This window comes from Nocardioides sp. dk884 (assembly GCF_009557055.1).
Classification (GTDB): Bacteria; Actinomycetota; Actinomycetes; order Propionibacteriales; family Nocardioidaceae; genus Nocardioides.
The window spans coordinates 1,434,688-1,451,712 of the sequence record NZ_CP045649.1; the positions used below are offsets into that span (position 1 = coordinate 1,434,688).

Here is a 17,025-nt window from a genome sequence, read left to right on the forward strand (position 1 = left end):
ACGCAGCTGGACGCGGGCGTTCGGTGACTTTTTCGGTCCACACTCGGCGTCGGGCACGCGGGTCGATCCGTGTCGATGACGCAGCCTCTGGGTGGTGGTGAGTGAGGAGGATCCACTGTCGGTGGTGGCTGTTTGACTGTTCTCATGCAGGCGGACCCGGTGTGGGATGAGATGTCGGAGGACGAGGTCCTCGACTTCGCCGGCGCCTGCGCCGAGACCGCACAGCGGGCCGAGGTCGACCTGCTGCACGCGGCTTACCAGTGGGCGGTGATGCACTGCGCGCAGCGGTTGGACCCCCTCGAGGCCGCCAAGCCCGGCCGGGAGAACGCGCGGCGGCTGGGCGGTGCCGGCGTGTCTGAGGTGAGCGAGTTCGCTGCCGCGGAGCTCGGCGCGCGGATCGGGCGCTCTCCTTACGCCGCCGCGCGGCTGATCGCCGACGCCCAGGACCTGCACCACCGTCACCCGCGGCTATGGGAGAGGGTGCAGGCCGGCGAGGTACGCGCGTCGTACGCCCGTCACGTCGTGACCCGGACCCGCGACCTCAGCGTCGAGCAGGCGGCCTACGTCGACGCGGCGGTGGTCGAGTCCGCCGACGGGCGGATCACCTGGTCCCGGTTCGAGGCGCTGGTCGAGGGCAAGGTCGCCCAAGCGGCGCCCGAGGTCGCGCGGGAGAAGGAGGAGCGGGCCGCGAAGGCGCGGTTCGCCAAGAAGCTGCGCGGTGAGGCGCACGGGATGGCCTCGTTCATGATCCGCGCCGACCTCGCCACGATCGAGGCGATCGACGCGGCCGTGAGTGCCAAGGCCACCCGCATCGCGCAGGCCCAGCCCGACGCGCCGCACCGGCAGACCGACGACGAGCGACGGGTGTACGCCGTGCTGCTGCTGGCCACCGGCGCAGAGCCCGCCGCCGACCCGGCCGACCTGGTCCCCGACGTCCACCTCGTCGTGCACGTCTACCACGGCCCGGACCGCGAGGGCATCGCCCGGATCGAGGGCCACGGTCCGGTCACGGAGGAGTGGGTGCGCGAGGTGCTCGGGCCGCGGGCCCGGTTCCGGATCAGACCCGTGCTCGACCTCGCCGGTCAGGCACCGGTGGACGGCTATGAGATCCCGGAGCGACATCGCCAGGCCGTGCATCTGATGACGCCGGCCGACACCTTCCCCTTCGCCTCCTGCACGAGCACCTCGATGCAGGTCGATCACACCATCGCCCACGATGACGGCGGTGCGACAGGCGTGGGCAACTACGGGCCGATGACCACCTTCCACCATCGGATCAAGACCCACGGCCGGTGGCAGGTCCAGCAACCCTTCCCGGGCATCTACGTGTGGCGCGACCCCCACGGCGCCCTCTTCCTCGTCGACCACACCGGCACCCGCCGGATCCCGACCCGATTCACCGAGCCGGTGGCCGTCGAGCTCTGGTACTCCCCGATCGAGATCGAGTACGCCGCCTGACCACACGCAGCAAACGCGGCGGAGTGGGCGTGGCCTGCTGGCACCGATGAAGTGTTGCTCGGCAACAGCGGGGCCGATAGCGAGGCGAGCCCGCGCCACTAACTGATCGGATGATCGTGGACCGCCGACGAAAGGTGCACGCCATTTAGTTCGAGGTAGAGCTGCCGCTCGGTAACAGTGAGCGTGAGCGCGTTGCGGCGCTCGATCGCGTCCACGGCGGAATCGATGAACCCGGGATCAAAGTTGTGCAGGACGATCTCGCTTGCGCGATGTATTTTCGCGCCCGCCCACTGCGCCAGCACCCTGGTGTGGTCGCGGTGCGTGTAGATGGTCGTGCGCTCAGCAGCCTTGCTGCCCGCGTGAAGGCGCGCGGCGTCCGGCGCCCCAACCTCGATCCAGGCCAGCAGCCTCCCGCTTAGGTCGCGCACGAGCACCGCCGGGTCGGCGGCCGCCGAGATCCCCTCGCTGAACGCGATGCCCTCTTCGTATTCGAGGCAGTAGGCAAGCACACGCGTCACGAGGTACGCCTCGGTTTCCGACGGATGCCGCGCCGCCCGAAGCGTGAACTGCTCGTAGACGCCCCGATCCATGTCGGCCAGCTCGATCTCGAACGTGTGCATCGTCGCGCCGGCTGCCATGGGGCAATGCTGGCCTACATCGCGTCCTGAAGTCGAATGGCTTGAATCGCCGGGGGGGAAACGAGGAAACGTCGCGACGTGTCAGCGACAAGGCCTTGTCTTCCCTCGGAAAGCGGCGCATATCCTTCTGGGCGCACGGGACGCACGACGTTCACACTCCAGCGACGTAGGCGGTGAGGAAGTGGACGCCGTGTCGGTCGAGGTTTCCGCGGGCGCGGTCGTAGTGCTCGGTCGTGCGCGGGTCGGCGTGGCGCGTCAGGATCTGCGCGTCGCGCAGCGGGACGCCGGCGTCGAGAGCGTTGGTGATGGCGGCGTGACGCAGCGAGTGCGGGCTGATGTGCCGAGGAATCCCCGCGACCTTGGCGACACGCACAACCATCCGGTAGACGTCTCGGCGGTCGATCGGCTTTCCCGTGGTCGGTCTCAGGACGAGCGGCCCGTCGGATCGCTGTCCTCGGCAGGCCTCAAGGACACGCAGCACTGGGATCGTGATCGGCATGGTGGCGGGCTTGTTGCCCTTGCCGACCAGGTGCAGGACTCGGTGTCCCCGCAGCGTTTCCGCGTAGTCCTCGATGCGTACCGCGGCTGCTTCGGATGCGCGCAGGGCGTTGATGCCGAGGAGGAATGCGAGCGCCCCGTGGTGCACCGTGAGGGTCTGGGCGACCTGGAGGAAGCGGATGAGTTCGAGTCGGTCGAGTCCCTGGGTGCGGGACTCGTCGTGTTGGACCTTGGGAAGGCGTGCGTAGACGGCCGGGTCGGCAGTGATCAGACCGTCGATGTGTGCGAACCGGAAGAAGCCGTGGACGCCGTGCATCATCGTGACGATGGAGGAGTCCATCAGGCCGGTTTCGCCGAGTTGGTGGATGTACAGCTCGACGTGGGCACGCTGGATACCGAGGAGTGGATCCAGTCCGTGGTTCTCGCACCAGGTGAACCAGCGCCCGAGCTGGTAGGCGTAGAGCTTGTGCGTGCGTCCCGAGTAGCGGGCGAGGTAGGAGACGGCTGCGAGTTGGGCCGTGGTCATGGTGGTGGGCTGGAACGGGAAGACGGTCGAGTCGGACATGGAATGCTCCGTGCGGCGGCTGGCTTGGCTCAGCCCGCCCGCCGCCAACGCGCCAAGCTCTTTGGCCAGCGACGCTAGTCCGAGGCGTGACTCAGCGCGTCCGCAGGCGGCGGCATGACGCACCGGGCCGTGCGCTCATCGCGGCAGAAGCGGACCGTCTGTGCAACCGTGAGGCGTGCTCGAACGTCCCATGCCTGTGAGGCACCCGCGACTGGCCGCTGCGAATCTTCTGCTCCTGGCGCTTGTCGTCGCCTGCGGCGAAGATGACAGCGCCGATGCCGACCCCAGTTCGAGCGGGAACGGTCCAGTCGTCGCGCACCGTGCTGAGGGAGACGGTTCTGGCGACGGCGCACTGATCGAGGGTTCACTGGCAATGTCCGGCGGGTGCCTGTTGGTGGGCGATCTCCCGGTTGTCTGGCCATACGGAACCACGTGGGATGCGGAAGCCCAAGCAGTCCGGTTGTCCGACGGCCAAGTGGTCGCCTCGCGCGGTCGAGTTAGCGGTGGTGGCGGCTACCACTACTTAGGCGACCTTGCAGCCGAATTCGCCGAGCCGCTGGCGGACTGCCCGACGAACAAGTATGAGGAAGTCGCGATGTTCAATGCCGGGGAGCAGATCACCGTCACCGAATAGTGCATGTTCGCAGCGGCAGGTGCGGAAGTTTCGAAGCGCCGGCCTCCTACGCACGCTCGCTCATCGGCAGATCCGTGCGTCCGGATCGCGGCGGAATGACACCGCTGTTTCGGCTGGCACGCGTGGCGCTCGATAGCGAGCGATCTGAACGGCCAGCGGGGTTACCGGGCGGCGGTAGGCGTGCCGCACGCGCTCTGACGGTTTGACGCACAATTGCCATCTAATCGCTCTAGCCTGGCACTCATGAGACGAGCGGCTTCCATCGGCTTAGCTATCGCGGTCTGCCAACTTGTCGGTTGCTCCGCATCTGGAGGAGACAGTCCAGTGCCCACCGCGACAGTGACCACCACCGCCACCGTCACTACTACTGCGACGCCGGAGGTGCCTTCGGCCCAGAAACCAGCACGTATCGGCAGCGAGGTGATCGGCGACGGCGTTGTCGTTCAGCTCATCGAGGTCGATCCGAACACCCCAGTCGACTTCGAGGACCACGAGCGCTGGGCGTCCGCGTTGGTGAAAACCTGCGCAACCGTCGATACGAAAGACGGCGAACCCCTTGAGGTGTCGTGGGCTGCTTGGCAGATGACGGACGCCCAGTCCGGGGTTTACAACATCACCGACGTCACGGGCGGCGTGACCTATCCATTGCCCACCTATCCCCAGTTCCCGCAGCGCTTGGCTAAGGGGCAATGCGTTCGCGGGTGGATCACGTTCAACGTCGCCCCGAACACGAAGTTGTCTCAGGTGATCTACGGCAATGGCGGCGCTGAGCCCATCCACTGGACGATCGACTAAGCGCATTCGGGTGGGCGTCTATGGCGGCGGAATGGGGCAGGTTCAACCTGCCTGGTCCGAGCGGCGGTCCAACGGGTCGCGGCATGCCTTTCAGCCTGGTGTGACTACATCCAGGGGGCAAGGTAGCCGGTGCACTCGGTCGGCTTGGTTGTGGTGTAAAGCGAGGACACGTCGACCAACACACGTCCCGATGCGGGAATCAGCTCTGGGTACTCTCCGGCACCGCCGACGATTTCACCGGCCTTGTTCGTGCAGACCACCTGAAACGACGCCCCATCGAGTGGCTCACTAGTCGGGTTCGTGACTGCAAACCGCGCGCCGTAGGAGTCGGCGTACTCCGGCCGGTAGATCTTGCCGGGGAACGTGCCCCAGTCCTCAGATGTCTGGTCGTCGAAGGTTCCCTCGTCCTCGACCAGTACCGTGGCCTCGACGGTTGCGGGCTTCTTCCCCTTCGGCACCGCGACCTGGGTTGCGACCGGGAGCACCTGTCCTGGCCAGCTGAAGTGAGAGACCTGGGAGCCGCTTGCTAGTAGTTCGCCGGATTCGTCTAGCAGGTTGAAGTTGACGGTGACGGTCTGGCCGGCGTGGTCGTCGTCGTTCTGCACCCTAGCGATCGTCCAGGCGTAGCCGTACTGGGCGCCGAAGCCGGAGTCCACCAGCGTCCACGGCTCCTCCTCGGGTGACGGGGCACCGCTGCCACCCTCCGTCCCTGTCGCGTCGGGGAGCTTGTCGCTGACGTCTTCACCGAGGTCCGCGGACTTGAAGACGTCCGCGTAGGCCTCGGCGTCAGAAGGGTCCATGTTCCCCGTGACTCGCAGGAGCAGGTTGTCGCGGACCGTGTTCCACTCACTTCCGAGGAGTCTGCTGCCAGACTGCAGGTCCTGGATGTACTCGGACCGCTTCTCCGCGTCCTCCTGCGAAGGCCACTCCTCGATGGTCGCGCCGCAGTCGACCCCCGGCTCGTCCCCTTCGCAGGACACCCGCGAGTCTAGGACGACGGTTGCGGCCGTGTACCCGTTCGGGCGTCCGATGAGGTCGTTCGGGTCGTTGTCCTCATCGAGCTCGATTAACTCCGTGATGTCGGGGATCTGTGACTGCAGGACCAGCGCCGCGCTCTGAGCGGTGGGGTCGCTCGAATCCGAGGAGTCGTCAGAACCGCCACCGCAACCGGCCAGCAGGACCAAAGCCGCGCAGACCGCGAGTATCTTTCGCATGGGAGGACCGTAGTGCAGTCGACCGACGGGGTCGCATCAGAGAATGTCGAGTTCGCCGAATTGCTACACGCGAGGATTCGCCCGGGCCCGCGCCCGTGCTGGGCTGGGTTAGAGCGCTTCGTGACATGTACCGCTCTCGCGGCGGAATGACGCGAGATTCGAGGCGAGCTGCTCGCAGAAGATCTGAACGCTTGCCCTGCGCCCACCTGGCTCGACCTCGCCGACACGCCTCCACCCTTTTGCGACGATCCTCTGCACCTGCCGCCGGCCAGAACGACCGTGGGGCCTCGCCGACGACCGACGAGAAGCAGTTGCAGAACGACAAGTACGGGCAATGAGAGCACCCACGACGCTTTGCGGGGCAGAATGAGACCGTGGACGTCGCCCAGCTCGTGCTCGACTATCTCAAGGCGCTTGCCTGGCCTCTGATCGTCGGGTTCGCCGTCTACCACTTCCGCGAACCGATCAGAGACAAGATCAGCTCGCTCGAGAACGCAAAGACTCCGCTTGGCGAAGCGAGCTTCTACCGCGATGTGCACAGCGTTGAAGAGCGCGCCGGTGAGATCGCGGAACAACTGGCCGCAAAGGACGAGCCTGCGTCAGTGAACTTGAACGGCGGTACGCCGTCCGTCGCCGGATCGTCCTCTTCGGTCAGCCCGCCTGCGACCATGACGCCTATCGCACCTGAGAGCGCATGGCTAGCGTCCGCTCTTGGGACTGTGCTTGAGGGGTACGACCTCAGTTCGGTGCGAGATCTGGTCCAGCTCGATCCAAACGCTGCCGTCATCATGAGCCTTCGAGAGCTGGAGAAGCTGACTAAGGCAGTGGTGGTGATTTCCGACATGGAGCCACTTCAGCGACCGTTGAGCCTCCAGCCGCTTCTTGAACGCCTGCGCGGGAAGCTCGCCGCCGAGTACATCTCCATCGCGCGAGATCTCGCACGCCTCCGAAACCGAGTCGCTCACGGAGATGAGGACGTTAACGCCTCCGCCGCTCTGAGCTTTGTCCACGCATGCGAGCCACTCGGTGAAGCGATCACCTCACTCGGCCAGTCGATGGCTCGCCATCCCTCCCGAGCTGTGGCCATCCAACGCGCCCTCGGCGTGAGTCAACATCCAGTCCTCGACCCGCAAGGCACCGACGGATCGATTCAGTAGCCTGATCGGCCCCTGGGGTCACCCGTCGAACTCGTTGGCCGCGTTGCACCGCCCGGGCAAGTCGATCGCGCTCTCGGCGGGAGAGGGGCGCGAGTTCCACGCCGGCACGCGCGGAAAGATGTGCCCACGTAGGCCGAAGCCCTGCCGAGCTCAAGGGGCTCATCCCAATCCAGGGTGTAGTCGCGGTCTGAACCCTCCGGTCTCGAGCAGGCTCCTGGCGATGTAGTTGGTGAGGTTGCGGAAACCGAGCGCGGAGCCGCGGAGGTGTTCGAGTCGGCCGTTGATCGCTTCTGTCGGGCCGTTCGATGTGCCTGGGCGGTCGAAGTAGGCCAAGACGTCGTCGGCGCGCTTCTTCAGCGTCCGCCCGAGGGTCGTGAGCTCGACCAGGGCCTTCGGGACGCCGCTGCTGACAGTGGCGATCAGCTGGGCCATCAACGCGAACCCCTGGCTGCGGTCCTCGTGCCGGTACGCGGCGATCATGCGCTGGTAGACGCCCCAGGTCGCCTCGACCTCGACATGCTCATCGGCCGCGAACAACGCCCGCAGGCGCGTGGCCTGCTTGTCGGTGAGCAGGCCGGCGCCGGTGTGCAACGTGCGGCGAGCCGAGTAGAGCGGGTCGCCCTTCATCCCGCGGTGGCCGTGGATGGCCTGCTGCACACGCCGGCGGCACCGGTCGAGTGCGTCGCCGGCCAGGCGCACGACATGGAAGGGGTCCATGACCGCGACCGCGTCGGGGAGCTCCTCGGTGGTGGCGGTCTTGAAGCCGGTGAACCCGTCCATCGCCACGACCTCCACACCGTCGCGCCAGGAGTCGGGACGGGCGGCGAGCCAGGTCTTGAAGACCTCTTTCGAGCGGCCCTCGACCATGTCGAGCAGCCGCGCCGGTCCGGTCTTGTCGCGGATCGGGGTGAGGTCGATGACCACGGTGACGTACTTGTCGCCGCGTCGGGTGTGTCTCCAGACGTGCTCATCGACCCCGACCACACGAACGCCGTCGAAGCGGTTGGGGTCGTCGATGAGGACCCGCTTGCCTTCGGCCAGAACGGCGTCGTTGGCCGTGCTCCACGCGACCCCGAGTCCCTCAGCGACGCGGGCGACGGTCAGGTGGGCGACCACGATCCCTTCCAGTGCCCACCGCAGCCCACGGCGCGAGAGCTTCGCTCGGGGCTCGGCGGCCCGGCTGGTGTCCTGGCGCCAGACATGCTGACAGCCGGTGCACCGGTAGCGGCGGATCGTGACGACCAGGATGGTGGGCCGCCAGCCGAGCGGCTCGTGGGCCAGCTGCCGGGTCACGGTGTCGCGTGGCGCTCCTTCGCAGCCACAGCGGCGGCACCACTGATCGGCGCCGTCGCCTGGTTCGTCGACCCGGCATGCGAGGACCGCGCGGTCGGGCTCGAGGCGTTGGCCGGTGACGACGAGGCCGAGCTCATCAAGGCGGCAGAAGGTGGTCAGGTCGGGGTGGGCGAACGCGGTCGAGCGGTCGCCGACGGTAGCGTCAGGCACGTCGAGGTCTTTCAGGATGGCGAGCGTAGGAACTTCCATCCTCGGGAGACCTCGACGTCTATCCCGGGACCGCCACGCCAACGCCCGCTACACCCTCAACTGGGAAGAGCCGCTCAAGGCTTCCGGCACGCCCTCGGCACTGAACACACATATGCCCTGGGCGCGGCCGAGCGCTGGACGCGGGGGGGGTCGGCAAGAATGCCGGGATCGGGTGATTGCAACCGGCCGCTGCCGATTTCGTCCCGCCGGTGGACGAAGGCATCCGGGAGGGATTGATACAGGTGACAAGGGTGGGCCTAAACGGTACGAGCTCTTTCGTCGGGCGGCAGTTCTACTTGCAGTTCGCCTCGTACCAATCATTCATCGCGGTGTTGATGACGTTGGCTGTGTAGCAGTCGTTGGTCCAATCCTTCGCTATCAACTTGGTGTTGTGCTCGTTGAGGTTGCCAGCGAACACATTACCGAGGTAGGTGCTGGGTGACGAGTAGGTGAGATTGCCCTTCGCCGCCAGCTTCGCCGCATGGTTCACGACGTCCCCCATGTAAACGACATCGTTGATGCCGCTTCCGCTGTACCCGGCCTTGATCATCAGAGCGCGACCGTATGACACGCCCACGCCAGCAGAGATCGGGTCCTTATACCCCGCCTTGGCCAACTTGAAGTTGAGGACCCTCATCAGCGAGTTGACCTTCGCTACCAAATCGAAGACCTCGTTTATGTCGACCTTCTGGGGTGTGTTGAAGACAGCCCAGACACCGTCCCCAACGATGTTCACCTCACGCGTCCGAGCACTTGAGTTCAGGATTGCCACAACCTCAGAGATGTATGCCCGGTACAACTTGGCCAACGCTGGTCGGTTGTACTTGTCGGGAAGCGAGGATGAATCGCGGATGTCGACAAACACGGCAGAGCAGTATGCATAGAACCCGTTGACGAAGGTCAAACGGTCGCGGCCGGGCAACTCCTTGACCTCTTCGTAGTTGCCCTTCGGCGTGGCCAGGATTCCGTCGATACGAGCGAAGCTCGCTGAATGGTCGTACGCCTTGTAGTTGCTGTCCATCAGGCGACCACCCTCGCGATGCCCGTCAGCGCGACGAACAGCAAGCCACCCGCGAGCCCCTTGATGGCCCGGTCCGCCCACTCGAACTTGCGGCGAGCGACGGCGGCGTTGGCGTGCACCTGCTCACCGATGTGCTTGGTCAGCTCCTGCTTGTTAAAGGTAAGCGAACCCAACTTGTGCACGAAGTCGGCAGGCTTGCCCTCGTAGCCACCGGCGATGTGCTTGTAGAAGAGCAGGTTCGTGTACGCCTCGGGATCACGTCGGCGGCCGACCTTCACCTTTGGGACAAGTCCAACCACGGCGAACGCTGCCGCGAGCAGAAGAATCCCGGCAGCGAGCCAAGCAGGCACAACCAACCAGCAACCGGGGTCCTGCGCATCCTTGACGATGTTGAAAAGCATCACGCCCGCGGCACCTGTGACTGCGAGCGTCACGCCGATCTTTGCGTCGCCATGTCGGATCCAGTCGTTGACGAGCGATAGCGCCTTCCAGGCATGGTCCGGATCAGGCTCGCTCGGCCAGTTGGCGATGGCCGGGATCGAGTCATCGGTGTCGGTCACTTCGTCCCCCTAGTTGTGATCGTTCCGACCCTAGAGGCGGCCGCCGACAGTTTCGCCAAACATCAATCCCCGAACCCCCGGCCCGCCTTCCCCCGGTCCTCATAGAAGCCTCCAGCGATGGCACATCTGATGACCCCGGCGCTCGGTCCGTCGGAGAAGATGCGGCCGGTGGTCCTGTGGTTCCCGCCCCCGCAGTCAAGCGACCGAGCCGAGGAGTTCCGCCGCAGTTCGGGGTGGTCCTTCAGTCCCACGCAGCGGCAGTCGGCAGACAATGCCGAGGCAGCTGTTGGTATTCGTCGCCCATCGGACGTCGTTGACGAGTAGAACGTGTCGAATCGAGGAGGACGTGACCGTTGGCCGAAGTGTGATTGATCCTTGATGACCGGACTGTTGCCGACGGTCCGGTACGTCGTGGCGGCCGCAGCGCCGTGACTCACAACCGAAGGAGTCCGCGCGGGCTCCGATGAGGCCATTGGCGGCTGATGGTCTCGTCGGCAGAGTCGCTGACGAAGCTAAGCGAGTCCGCTGCCAACCGTGGTGGGATGCCTTGAAGTGCTCGGCGGTGGCGGGGCGCAACACCAAGATTCTCCGCGTCATAGTGGGCTACTAGAGGATTCCCGTAGGACCGGCGTCCGGCCAGACTCGGTCCAGGTGCCCGGCGGGCTTGCTCTCTTTTGGGCTGCCCACCCGTCCGCGGGTGTGGCTCGATTCCGGTTTGCAGCCCACCGGGCACCGCTGACGAGGCGTGGCTCAAGAGGGGACTGCCCAGCTCGTAGTAGCAATGCCCACCTCGCCGTCCACATCGGTACGAGCACAGGCGGGAGCAACGCATGGACCATGTCGTTATCGGGGTCGATCCCCACAAGCTGTCCGCGACGATCGAGGTCGTCGACCAGCACGAGCATCTCCTCGGATCCGGTCGCTTCAGCACCGACCAGGCTGGCTACGCCGCCATGCGTGCCTACGCCAAGACGTGGCCGAAGCGCCTGTGGGCGGTCGAAGGCGCCAACGGCGCGGGTCGTCCACTTGCCCAGCGTCTCCTCGAAGCCGGCGAACATGTCGTCGACGTGCCCGCGAAGCTTGCTGTCCGTGTCCGGCTCTTCGACACCGGCCACAACCGCAAGACCGACGCCCACGACGCACACGCGGTCGCGGTCGTAGCCGTGCGCACGACGAACCTGCGGGTGCTCAAGGTCGACGGCGAGCTCGAGGCGATGCGGATGCTGGCCGATCGCCGCGAAGCCCTCACCCGGCGTCGTGTTCAGACCGTGTGCCGACTCCAGGCGCTACTCGCAGAACTCCTGCCTGGCCAGGCCAAACGCGACATCACCACTGGTCAGGCCAAGGCGATGCTGGCCACCGTTCGCCCGCGCGACATCGCCGGGAAGACCCGTCGCCGCATCGCTGCCGAAGAGCTGGCCGAGTTGATCGCGGTCGAGGCGAAGATCAAGAAGGCCACTGCCGAGTTGAAGGCGATGGTCCTGGCGCGGGAATCACGGCTGATGGACATCCACGGTGTCGGTGCTGTGGTGGCCGCCAGGATCCTCGCCGATGTCGGAGACGTCGCCAGGTTCGCTGACCGCAATCGGTTCGCGTCCTGGACCGGTACCGCGCCGCTGGACGCCTCGTCTGGTGAGCAGAACCGGCACCGTCTCTCCCGCGCCGGGAACCGCCGGGTCAACCACATGATCCACATCGCCGCGGTCACCCAACTCCGGCTCGACACCGAAGGCCGCGCCTACTACCGGCGCAAACGCGCCGACGGCAAGAAGCCCCAAGAAGCACTCCGCTGCCTCAAGCGACGCATCTCAGATGCCATCTACAAGCAGCTCGTCACCGACGCTGTCCGAGCCGAAGGCGCGGACCCGGGAGGGCACTGCGGGGCGTCTCAAGAATCCAGCGCGGTCGACCTACCCCCGCACATCGACACTTCGGATCAGCCACTCCCGGACCCGCAGACCCGACGCTACGCCGCACCACCCGGCACGCGGAAGAGCCAACCGGTCGGAACCCTCGCCAGCACCGGTTGACAACAGAGGGGAGCCGGAAGGACACCCCTCAGTCCGCGCACCCACCCTCAGTGATGCCACGCGGGTGGAGCCATCCGCCGAGGATTCTCCTTGGCGCCGGGTCAGACCAACGCCGACGCGTCGTACACCCAGCTCGTGTCGGCAGCGGCGAGCGACTCGACCCACGACGCCGGCGCGTGGTTCATGATCGCGGCGTAGTCCCAGTAGTCCTTCCACAGGCACACGCGGCCGTCGCGGACGCGGTGGACGGTGGCGAAGGGGAGGGTGAGGACCTCGCCGGTGGCGAAGGTCCAGGTCTCGGAGTGCTCGTACATCACGTTGCCGGCGGCGTCGGCGACGAGCAGGCCGTCGTGGTTCTCATAGGCCGCGAGTTCGCCCCAGCCGACCTTCAGTCGCTTGGCGATGTCGTCGGGGCCGCGGGCCGACAGCGTCGGGCCGAGGGGCATGTCCATATAGACGCAGTCCTCGGTGACCCACTCGGCGAGGCCGTCGTAGTCGCGCGCCGACAGCGTGCGCCACAGGCCGCGCACGGCCTCCTCGGGGGTGCGGGTCACGACGCGACGTCCGAGGCGGTACGACGGGTCGCGGGGAGCGGCTCGCGCGACTCCTCGCCGGCGCGCAGGAAGCGGCCGGTGCGCTCGCTGCGGAGGGCGTCGGTCGGGGCGCCGTCGCGCCAGACCGCGCGGCCACCCACCATCACCAGCGGGACCGTCGCGTCGTTGCGGTTGACCATCCGGGAGAGCCCGCCGTACTGCTCGACCGGTGCCTCGACGTACTCCTCGAGCGAGGCGTCCAGGCGGGTCGGGTCGACGAGCACCAGGTCGGCGCGGTCGCCCTCGCGCAGGTGGCCGGCGTCGAGGGCGTACCAGTCGGCGAGCTCGCCGGTCAGGCGGTGCACGGCCTGCTCCATCGACAGGAACGGCCGCCCGGCCTGCTCGGCGTCGCGGGCGTGCTTGAGCAGCCGCAGCCCGAAGTTGTAGAAGGACATGTTGCGCAGGTGCGCGCCGGCGTCGGAGAACCCCATCTGCACCGACGGGGTCTGCGCGAGCTTGCGCAGCACCTCGGGCCGGTGGTTGGAGATCGTGGTGCGCCAGCGCACCGCGGTGCCGTGCTCGAGCACCAGGTCGAGGAACGCATCGACTGGGTGCTGCCCGCCGCGCTCCACCCCGACCTGGCCGAAGGACTTCCCGATGACCGAGGCATCGGGGCAGGCCACGATCTCGGCGTCGAAGAAGTCGCGGTGCCAGACGCGGGGGCCGTACTTGGACTCGTAGTCCTTGCGGAAGCGGGCACGGTACGCCGGGTCGCGCATGAGCTCGTCGCGGGCGATCTTCTCCTGCAGGTGCAGGGCAGCCGCGCCGGAGCCGAACTCCTCGAAGATCACCAGGTCGATGCCGTCGGCGTAGACCTCGAACGGCACCGGGAGGTGCTGCCAGCGGAAGTCGGCGCCGAGGCGGTTCACCGTCCCGGCGAGCAGCCGCATCAGGTGGATGATGAACGGGATCGCCTTGATGTCGGCGGCGGAGAGCAGGCTGGTGCGCAACGGCTTGCCGCGCAGCCCGATCGAGCCGAGCGCCTGGGTCACGATCGTGTGCGGGTGCGAGGCGTCGGGCCCGGCCTGCAGCACCCGCTCGCGGCGGCGCAGGATCGAGCGCAGCCCGCGCATCTCGCGCCACTTCGCATACGTCGAGGGCAGGGTGCGCGAGCGGCACAGGTCGCCGTCGAGCTTGTCGAAGAGCAGCTGCTGCGCCGACATGCCGACGAACCCGGCGTCGAGCGCCTCGCTGAGCCGCGCCTCCATCCAGGCCTGCTCGGCGCGCGTGGGTCGTACGTCGTCGCGGGTCGCGCGGTCCAGCCCCATCGCCGCGGTGCGGATGTCGGAGTGCCCGAGGAACGCCGCGAGGTTGGGACCCAGCGGCAGCGACTCCAGGCCCGCGACGTACTCCTGCGCGGAGCTCCAGGTCTGTCGCCGCTCGAGGTTGTCGATGACGTGCTGGCGCGGGATCGCCTCGACCCGGCCGAACAGGTCCCCGGCATCGACCGGCCCGACGTGCACGGTGGACAGCGAGCACGAGCCGATCAGGATCGTGGTGACCCCGTGGCGCAGCGACTCGCGCAGGTCGGGCTCCTCGAGCACCTCGATGTCGTAGTGGGTGTGGATGTCGAGCATGCCGGGGATCACCCACTTGCCGGCGGCGTCGACGACGTCGGCACACCCGGTCTCGTCGAGGGGGTCGGCGGACACGGTGGCGAGGCGGCCGTCACGGATGCCGAGGTGGCGCACGGCCGAGGGGCCACCCGTCCCGTCGAACCAGCGGGCGTCGCGGATGATGGTGTCGTACGTCACACGGGCATTCGAACCCGGTTCCTGACACACGTCAAGCGTTGTTGCGAGGTGGCGGCTCAGCGCCCCCTCAGCGGCCCTTCAGCGACGGCTGGGAGCATGGCCCGCGTGAGAGACGTCGTGATCCTCGGTTCGACCGGTTCCATCGGCACCCAGGCGCTGGAGCTGGTGCGCTCCAACCCCGACCGGTTCCGGGTGGTCGCCCTGACCGCCGGGGGATCGAACCCCGAGCTGTTCGAGGCCCAGGTGGCCGAGTTCGCGCCGGCGTTCTCCGGGCTGGGGGAGCAGGCCTCGGTCGAGGCCGCCGGCATGGCGTGCGACGTGGTGCTCAACGGCATCACCGGCGCCGTCGGCCTGCGCCCGACCCTCGCCGCGCTCGACGCCGGCAACACCCTCGCGCTGGCCAACAAGGAGTCGCTGATCATCGGCGGCCCGCTGGTGCGTGAGCGCGCGCGGCCCGGGCAGATCGTCCCCGTGGACAGCGAGCACAGCGCGATCGCGCAGAGCCTGCGCGCCGGGCGCACCGAGGAGGTACGCCGCCTGGTGCTGACCGCCAGCGGGGGACCGTTCCGCGGCCGCACCCGCGAGGAGCTGCTCGAGGTGACCCCCGAGCAGGCGCTGGCGCACCCGAACTTCTCGATGGGCACCGTGGTCACCACCAACTCCGCGACCCTGGTCAACAAGGGCCTCGAGGTCATCGAGGCGCACCTGCTCTTCGACGTGCCCTTCGACCGCATCGACGTCGTGGTCCACCCCCAGCAGCTGATCCACTCGATGGTCGAGTTCGTCGACGGCGCCGTGGTCGCCCAGATCGGGCTGCCCACGATGATGGTGCCGATCGCGATGGGCATGGCCTGGCCGGACCGGGTCCCCGACGCCGAGGCGTCGGTGGACTGGACCAAGGCCGCCGACTGGCGCTTCGAGCCGCTCGACGACGTGGCGTTCCCCGCCGTACGCCTGGCGCGCGAGGCGGGGGAGCGCGGCGGCACCGCGCCGGCGGTCTACAACGCCGCCAACGAGGTGTGCGTCGCGGCCTTCCACGAGGGGCGGATGCGCTTCGTCGACATCGTGCCCACGATCGAGTCCGTCCTGGGGGCGCACGACGTACCCTCGACAGCGTCGCTCACCGTCGATGACGTGCTCGCCGCGGACGCGTGGGCCCGCGCCGAAGCCGCCCGCACCCTTGCCGAAGGACCCGCATGACCGTTCTGCTCTACACCGCCGGCGTGCTGATCTTCGCCCTGGCGATCCTGGTCTCGATCGGGCTGCACGAGCTCGGTCACATGATCCCGGCGAAGCGGTTCGGCGCGAAGGTCACCCAGTACTTCATCGGCTTCGGGCCGACGGTCTGGAGCAAGCAGATCGGTGAGACCGAGTACGGCGTCAAGGCGATCCCGCTCGGCGGCTACGTCAAGATCGTCGGGATGCTGCCGCCGGGAGCCGCCGAGCTCGCCGAGTCGGTGCACCACGACGAGAACGGCGAGCAGGTCACGGTGGTGCGCAAGTCCAACACCGGCATGTTCACCCAGCTGATCTCCGACGCCCGCGCGGCCGAGTGGGAGCTGGTGGGCCCCGAGGACCGCGACCGGCTGTTCTACCAGCTGCCGTCGTGGAAGAAGATTGTCGTGATGGCCGGCGGCCCGACGGTCAACATCCTCATCGCGTTCTTCTTGTTCTGGACCATCTTCGCCACCTACGGCACCCGCGAGGTCGTCCCCGACGAGGGCCGACCCGTCCTCGAGACCGTCTCGCAGTGCGTGATCCCGTACGCCGACGAGCGCACCACCTGCGAGCCCGGCGACCCGCCGAGCCCGGCGTACGAGGCGGGCCTGCGCCCCGGGGACGAGATCGTGTCGTTCAACGGCACCCCGGTCACCGACTGGTCCCAGCTGCGCGAGCTGATCCGCGACAACGACGCCGGCCGCGCGGAGATCACCTACCTGCGCGACGGCAAGGAGCTCACCGGCACCACCAGCACCACTGTCGAGGCGCGCCCGGTCGACAACACCGGGGAGACCGTCCGCGAGGTCGGCTTCCTCGGCGTCACCCCGACCTCGCACGTGCAGGTCACGACCGGCGGCCCGCTCTACACCCTGGACCAGATGGGCGACATGACCGTGCGCACCGTCGAGGCGCTGGCGACCCTGCCCCTCAAGGTCTGGGACGTCGGCCAGGCCATCCTCGGCCTCGAGGAGCGCGCCCTGGACAGCCCGGTCAGCATCGTCGGCGGCGGCCGGCTGGCCGGCGAGACCGTCTCGCACGAGGAGTTCCCGGTCCTCGAGAAGACGATGTTCGTGCTCAGCCTGATCGCCGGCTTCAACTTCTTCATCGGCATGTTCAACTTCGTCCCGCTGCTGCCCCTGGACGGCGGCCACATCGCCAGCGCGCTGTATGAGTGGCTGCGCCGCGGCTTCGCCCGGCTGCGCCGCCGGCCCGACCCCGGCTACGTCGACGCCGCCAAGCTGCTCCCCGTCGCGTACGTCGTGGGGCTGGCCATGCTGGTCATGGGCGTCGTGCTGATCATCGGCGACCTGGTGGTCCCGCTGCACCTGGGCGCCTGAGCCGTGGA

15 protein-coding genes are annotated in these 17,025 nt (G+C 67.5%); 7 read left to right on the plus strand and 8 right to left on the minus strand.

Annotated features, from left to right (window positions below; genetic code table 11):
- Positions 1-144 precede the first annotated feature (144 nt).
- Positions 145-1,458 (plus strand): DUF222 domain-containing protein, encoded by a 1,314-nt coding sequence (locus GFH29_RS06970; protein ID WP_153322659.1) that lies wholly within the window; start codon positions 145-147, stop codon positions 1,456-1,458.
- Positions 1,459-1,556: 98 nt separating this feature from the next.
- Here the strand turns inward: GFH29_RS06970 and GFH29_RS06975 are convergent, their stop codons facing one another.
- Complete coding sequence (locus GFH29_RS06975; RefSeq protein WP_153322660.1) at positions 1,557-2,096, minus strand: YaeQ family protein; 540 nt, start codon at positions 2,094-2,096, stop codon at positions 1,557-1,559.
- A 151-nt stretch (positions 2,097-2,247) separates the two neighbouring features.
- Positions 2,248-3,159 (minus strand): tyrosine-type recombinase/integrase, encoded by a 912-nt coding sequence (locus GFH29_RS06980; protein WP_153322661.1) that lies wholly within the window; start codon positions 3,157-3,159, stop codon positions 2,248-2,250.
- A 175-nt stretch (positions 3,160-3,334) separates the two neighbouring features.
- Between GFH29_RS06980 and GFH29_RS06985 the strand changes: the two genes are divergently transcribed.
- Positions 3,335-3,793: a hypothetical protein gene (locus GFH29_RS06985; protein ID WP_153322662.1), complete on the plus strand. Its 459-nt coding sequence runs from the start codon at positions 3,335-3,337 to the stop codon at positions 3,791-3,793.
- A gap of 324 nt (positions 3,794-4,117) precedes the next feature.
- A complete protein-coding gene (locus tag GFH29_RS06990) occupies positions 4,118-4,588 on the plus strand; it encodes a hypothetical protein (protein WP_153322663.1) in 471 nt (156 codons plus the stop codon).
- A gap of 104 nt (positions 4,589-4,692) precedes the next feature.
- Here the strand turns inward: GFH29_RS06990 and GFH29_RS06995 are convergent, their stop codons facing one another.
- Positions 4,693-5,802 (minus strand): hypothetical protein, encoded by a 1,110-nt coding sequence (locus GFH29_RS06995; RefSeq protein ID WP_153322664.1) that lies wholly within the window; start codon positions 5,800-5,802, stop codon positions 4,693-4,695.
- Positions 5,803-6,176: 374 nt separating this feature from the next.
- Here GFH29_RS06995 and GFH29_RS07000 point away from each other — a divergent pair, with 374 nt between their 5' ends.
- Positions 6,177-6,959 (plus strand): hypothetical protein, encoded by a 783-nt coding sequence (locus GFH29_RS07000; RefSeq protein ID WP_153322665.1) that lies wholly within the window; start codon positions 6,177-6,179, stop codon positions 6,957-6,959.
- 159 nt (positions 6,960-7,118) lie between these two features.
- Here the strand turns inward: GFH29_RS07000 and GFH29_RS07005 are convergent, their stop codons facing one another.
- The 3 genes from GFH29_RS07005 to GFH29_RS07015 form a co-directional block, all read right to left on the minus strand.
- Positions 7,119-8,462 (minus strand): ISL3 family transposase, encoded by a 1,344-nt coding sequence (locus GFH29_RS07005; protein WP_153325679.1) that lies wholly within the window; start codon positions 8,460-8,462, stop codon positions 7,119-7,121.
- Between the two features lie 331 nt (positions 8,463-8,793).
- Positions 8,794-9,522: an adenylate/guanylate cyclase domain-containing protein gene (locus GFH29_RS07010; protein WP_153322666.1), complete on the minus strand. Its 729-nt coding sequence runs from the start codon at positions 9,520-9,522 to the stop codon at positions 8,794-8,796.
- The gene (locus tag GFH29_RS07015) at positions 9,522-10,082 is read right to left on the minus strand and encodes a Pycsar system effector family protein (protein WP_153322667.1); all 561 of its coding nucleotides are present in this window, start codon (positions 10,080-10,082) and stop codon (positions 9,522-9,524) included. Before GFH29_RS07015 ends, GFH29_RS07010 begins: the two co-directional genes overlap by 1 nt.
- A gap of 830 nt (positions 10,083-10,912) precedes the next feature.
- Here GFH29_RS07015 and GFH29_RS07020 point away from each other — a divergent pair.
- Positions 10,913-12,112 carry an IS110 family transposase gene (locus tag GFH29_RS07020; RefSeq protein WP_228387672.1) on the plus strand — a complete coding sequence of 400 codons (1,200 nt, stop codon included), beginning with the start codon at positions 10,913-10,915 and terminating at the stop codon, positions 12,110-12,112.
- Positions 12,113-12,213: 101 nt separating this feature from the next.
- Here GFH29_RS07020 and GFH29_RS07025 read toward each other — a convergent pair whose 3' ends face one another.
- Both GFH29_RS07025 and GFH29_RS07030 read right to left on the minus strand, forming a co-directional pair.
- Complete coding sequence (locus tag GFH29_RS07025) at positions 12,214-12,666, minus strand: nuclear transport factor 2 family protein (protein WP_153322668.1); 453 nt, start codon at positions 12,664-12,666, stop codon at positions 12,214-12,216.
- A complete protein-coding gene (locus GFH29_RS07030) occupies positions 12,663-14,459 on the minus strand; it encodes an N-acyl-D-amino-acid deacylase family protein (protein ID WP_153322669.1) in 1,797 nt (598 codons plus the stop codon). Before GFH29_RS07030 ends, GFH29_RS07025 begins: the two co-directional genes overlap by 4 nt.
- Before the next feature lie 96 nt (positions 14,460-14,555).
- Here GFH29_RS07030 and dxr point away from each other — a divergent pair, with 96 nt between their 5' ends.
- Positions 14,556-15,659, plus strand: coding sequence for a 1-deoxy-D-xylulose-5-phosphate reductoisomerase (dxr, locus tag GFH29_RS07035; RefSeq protein WP_153322670.1), 1,104 nt, complete (start codon positions 14,556-14,558; stop codon positions 15,657-15,659).
- Positions 15,656-17,017, plus strand: a complete 1,362-nt coding sequence (locus GFH29_RS07040; RefSeq protein WP_153322671.1) for a M50 family metallopeptidase — start codon at positions 15,656-15,658, stop codon at positions 17,015-17,017. The genes dxr and GFH29_RS07040 overlap by 4 nt, the downstream gene beginning before the upstream one ends.
- Positions 17,018-17,025 lie beyond the last annotated feature (8 nt).

What these genes read in the sequence shown, in the direction of transcription:
- GFH29_RS07010 (WP_153322666.1), bottom strand. Translation starts at nt 9,522, where the DNA reads ATGGACAGCAACTACAAGGCGTACGACCATTCAGCGAGCTTCGCTCGT.
- GFH29_RS07040 (WP_153322671.1), top strand. Translation starts at nt 15,656, where the DNA reads ATGACCGTTCTGCTCTACACCGCCGGCGTGCTGATCTTCGCCCTGGCG.
- GFH29_RS07020 (WP_228387672.1), top strand. Translation starts at nt 10,913, where the DNA reads ATGGACCATGTCGTTATCGGGGTCGATCCCCACAAGCTGTCCGCGACG.
- GFH29_RS06980 (WP_153322661.1), bottom strand. Translation starts at nt 3,159, where the DNA reads ATGTCCGACTCGACCGTCTTCCCGTTCCAGCCCACCACCATGACCACG.
- GFH29_RS06975 (WP_153322660.1), bottom strand. Translation starts at nt 2,096, where the DNA reads ATGGCAGCCGGCGCGACGATGCACACGTTCGAGATCGAGCTGGCCGAC.
- GFH29_RS06995 (WP_153322664.1), bottom strand. Translation starts at nt 5,802, where the DNA reads ATGCGAAAGATACTCGCGGTCTGCGCGGCTTTGGTCCTGCTGGCCGGT.
- GFH29_RS06970 (WP_153322659.1), top strand. Translation starts at nt 145, where the DNA reads ATGCAGGCGGACCCGGTGTGGGATGAGATGTCGGAGGACGAGGTCCTC.
- dxr (WP_153322670.1), top strand. Translation starts at nt 14,556, where the DNA reads ATGGCCCGCGTGAGAGACGTCGTGATCCTCGGTTCGACCGGTTCCATC.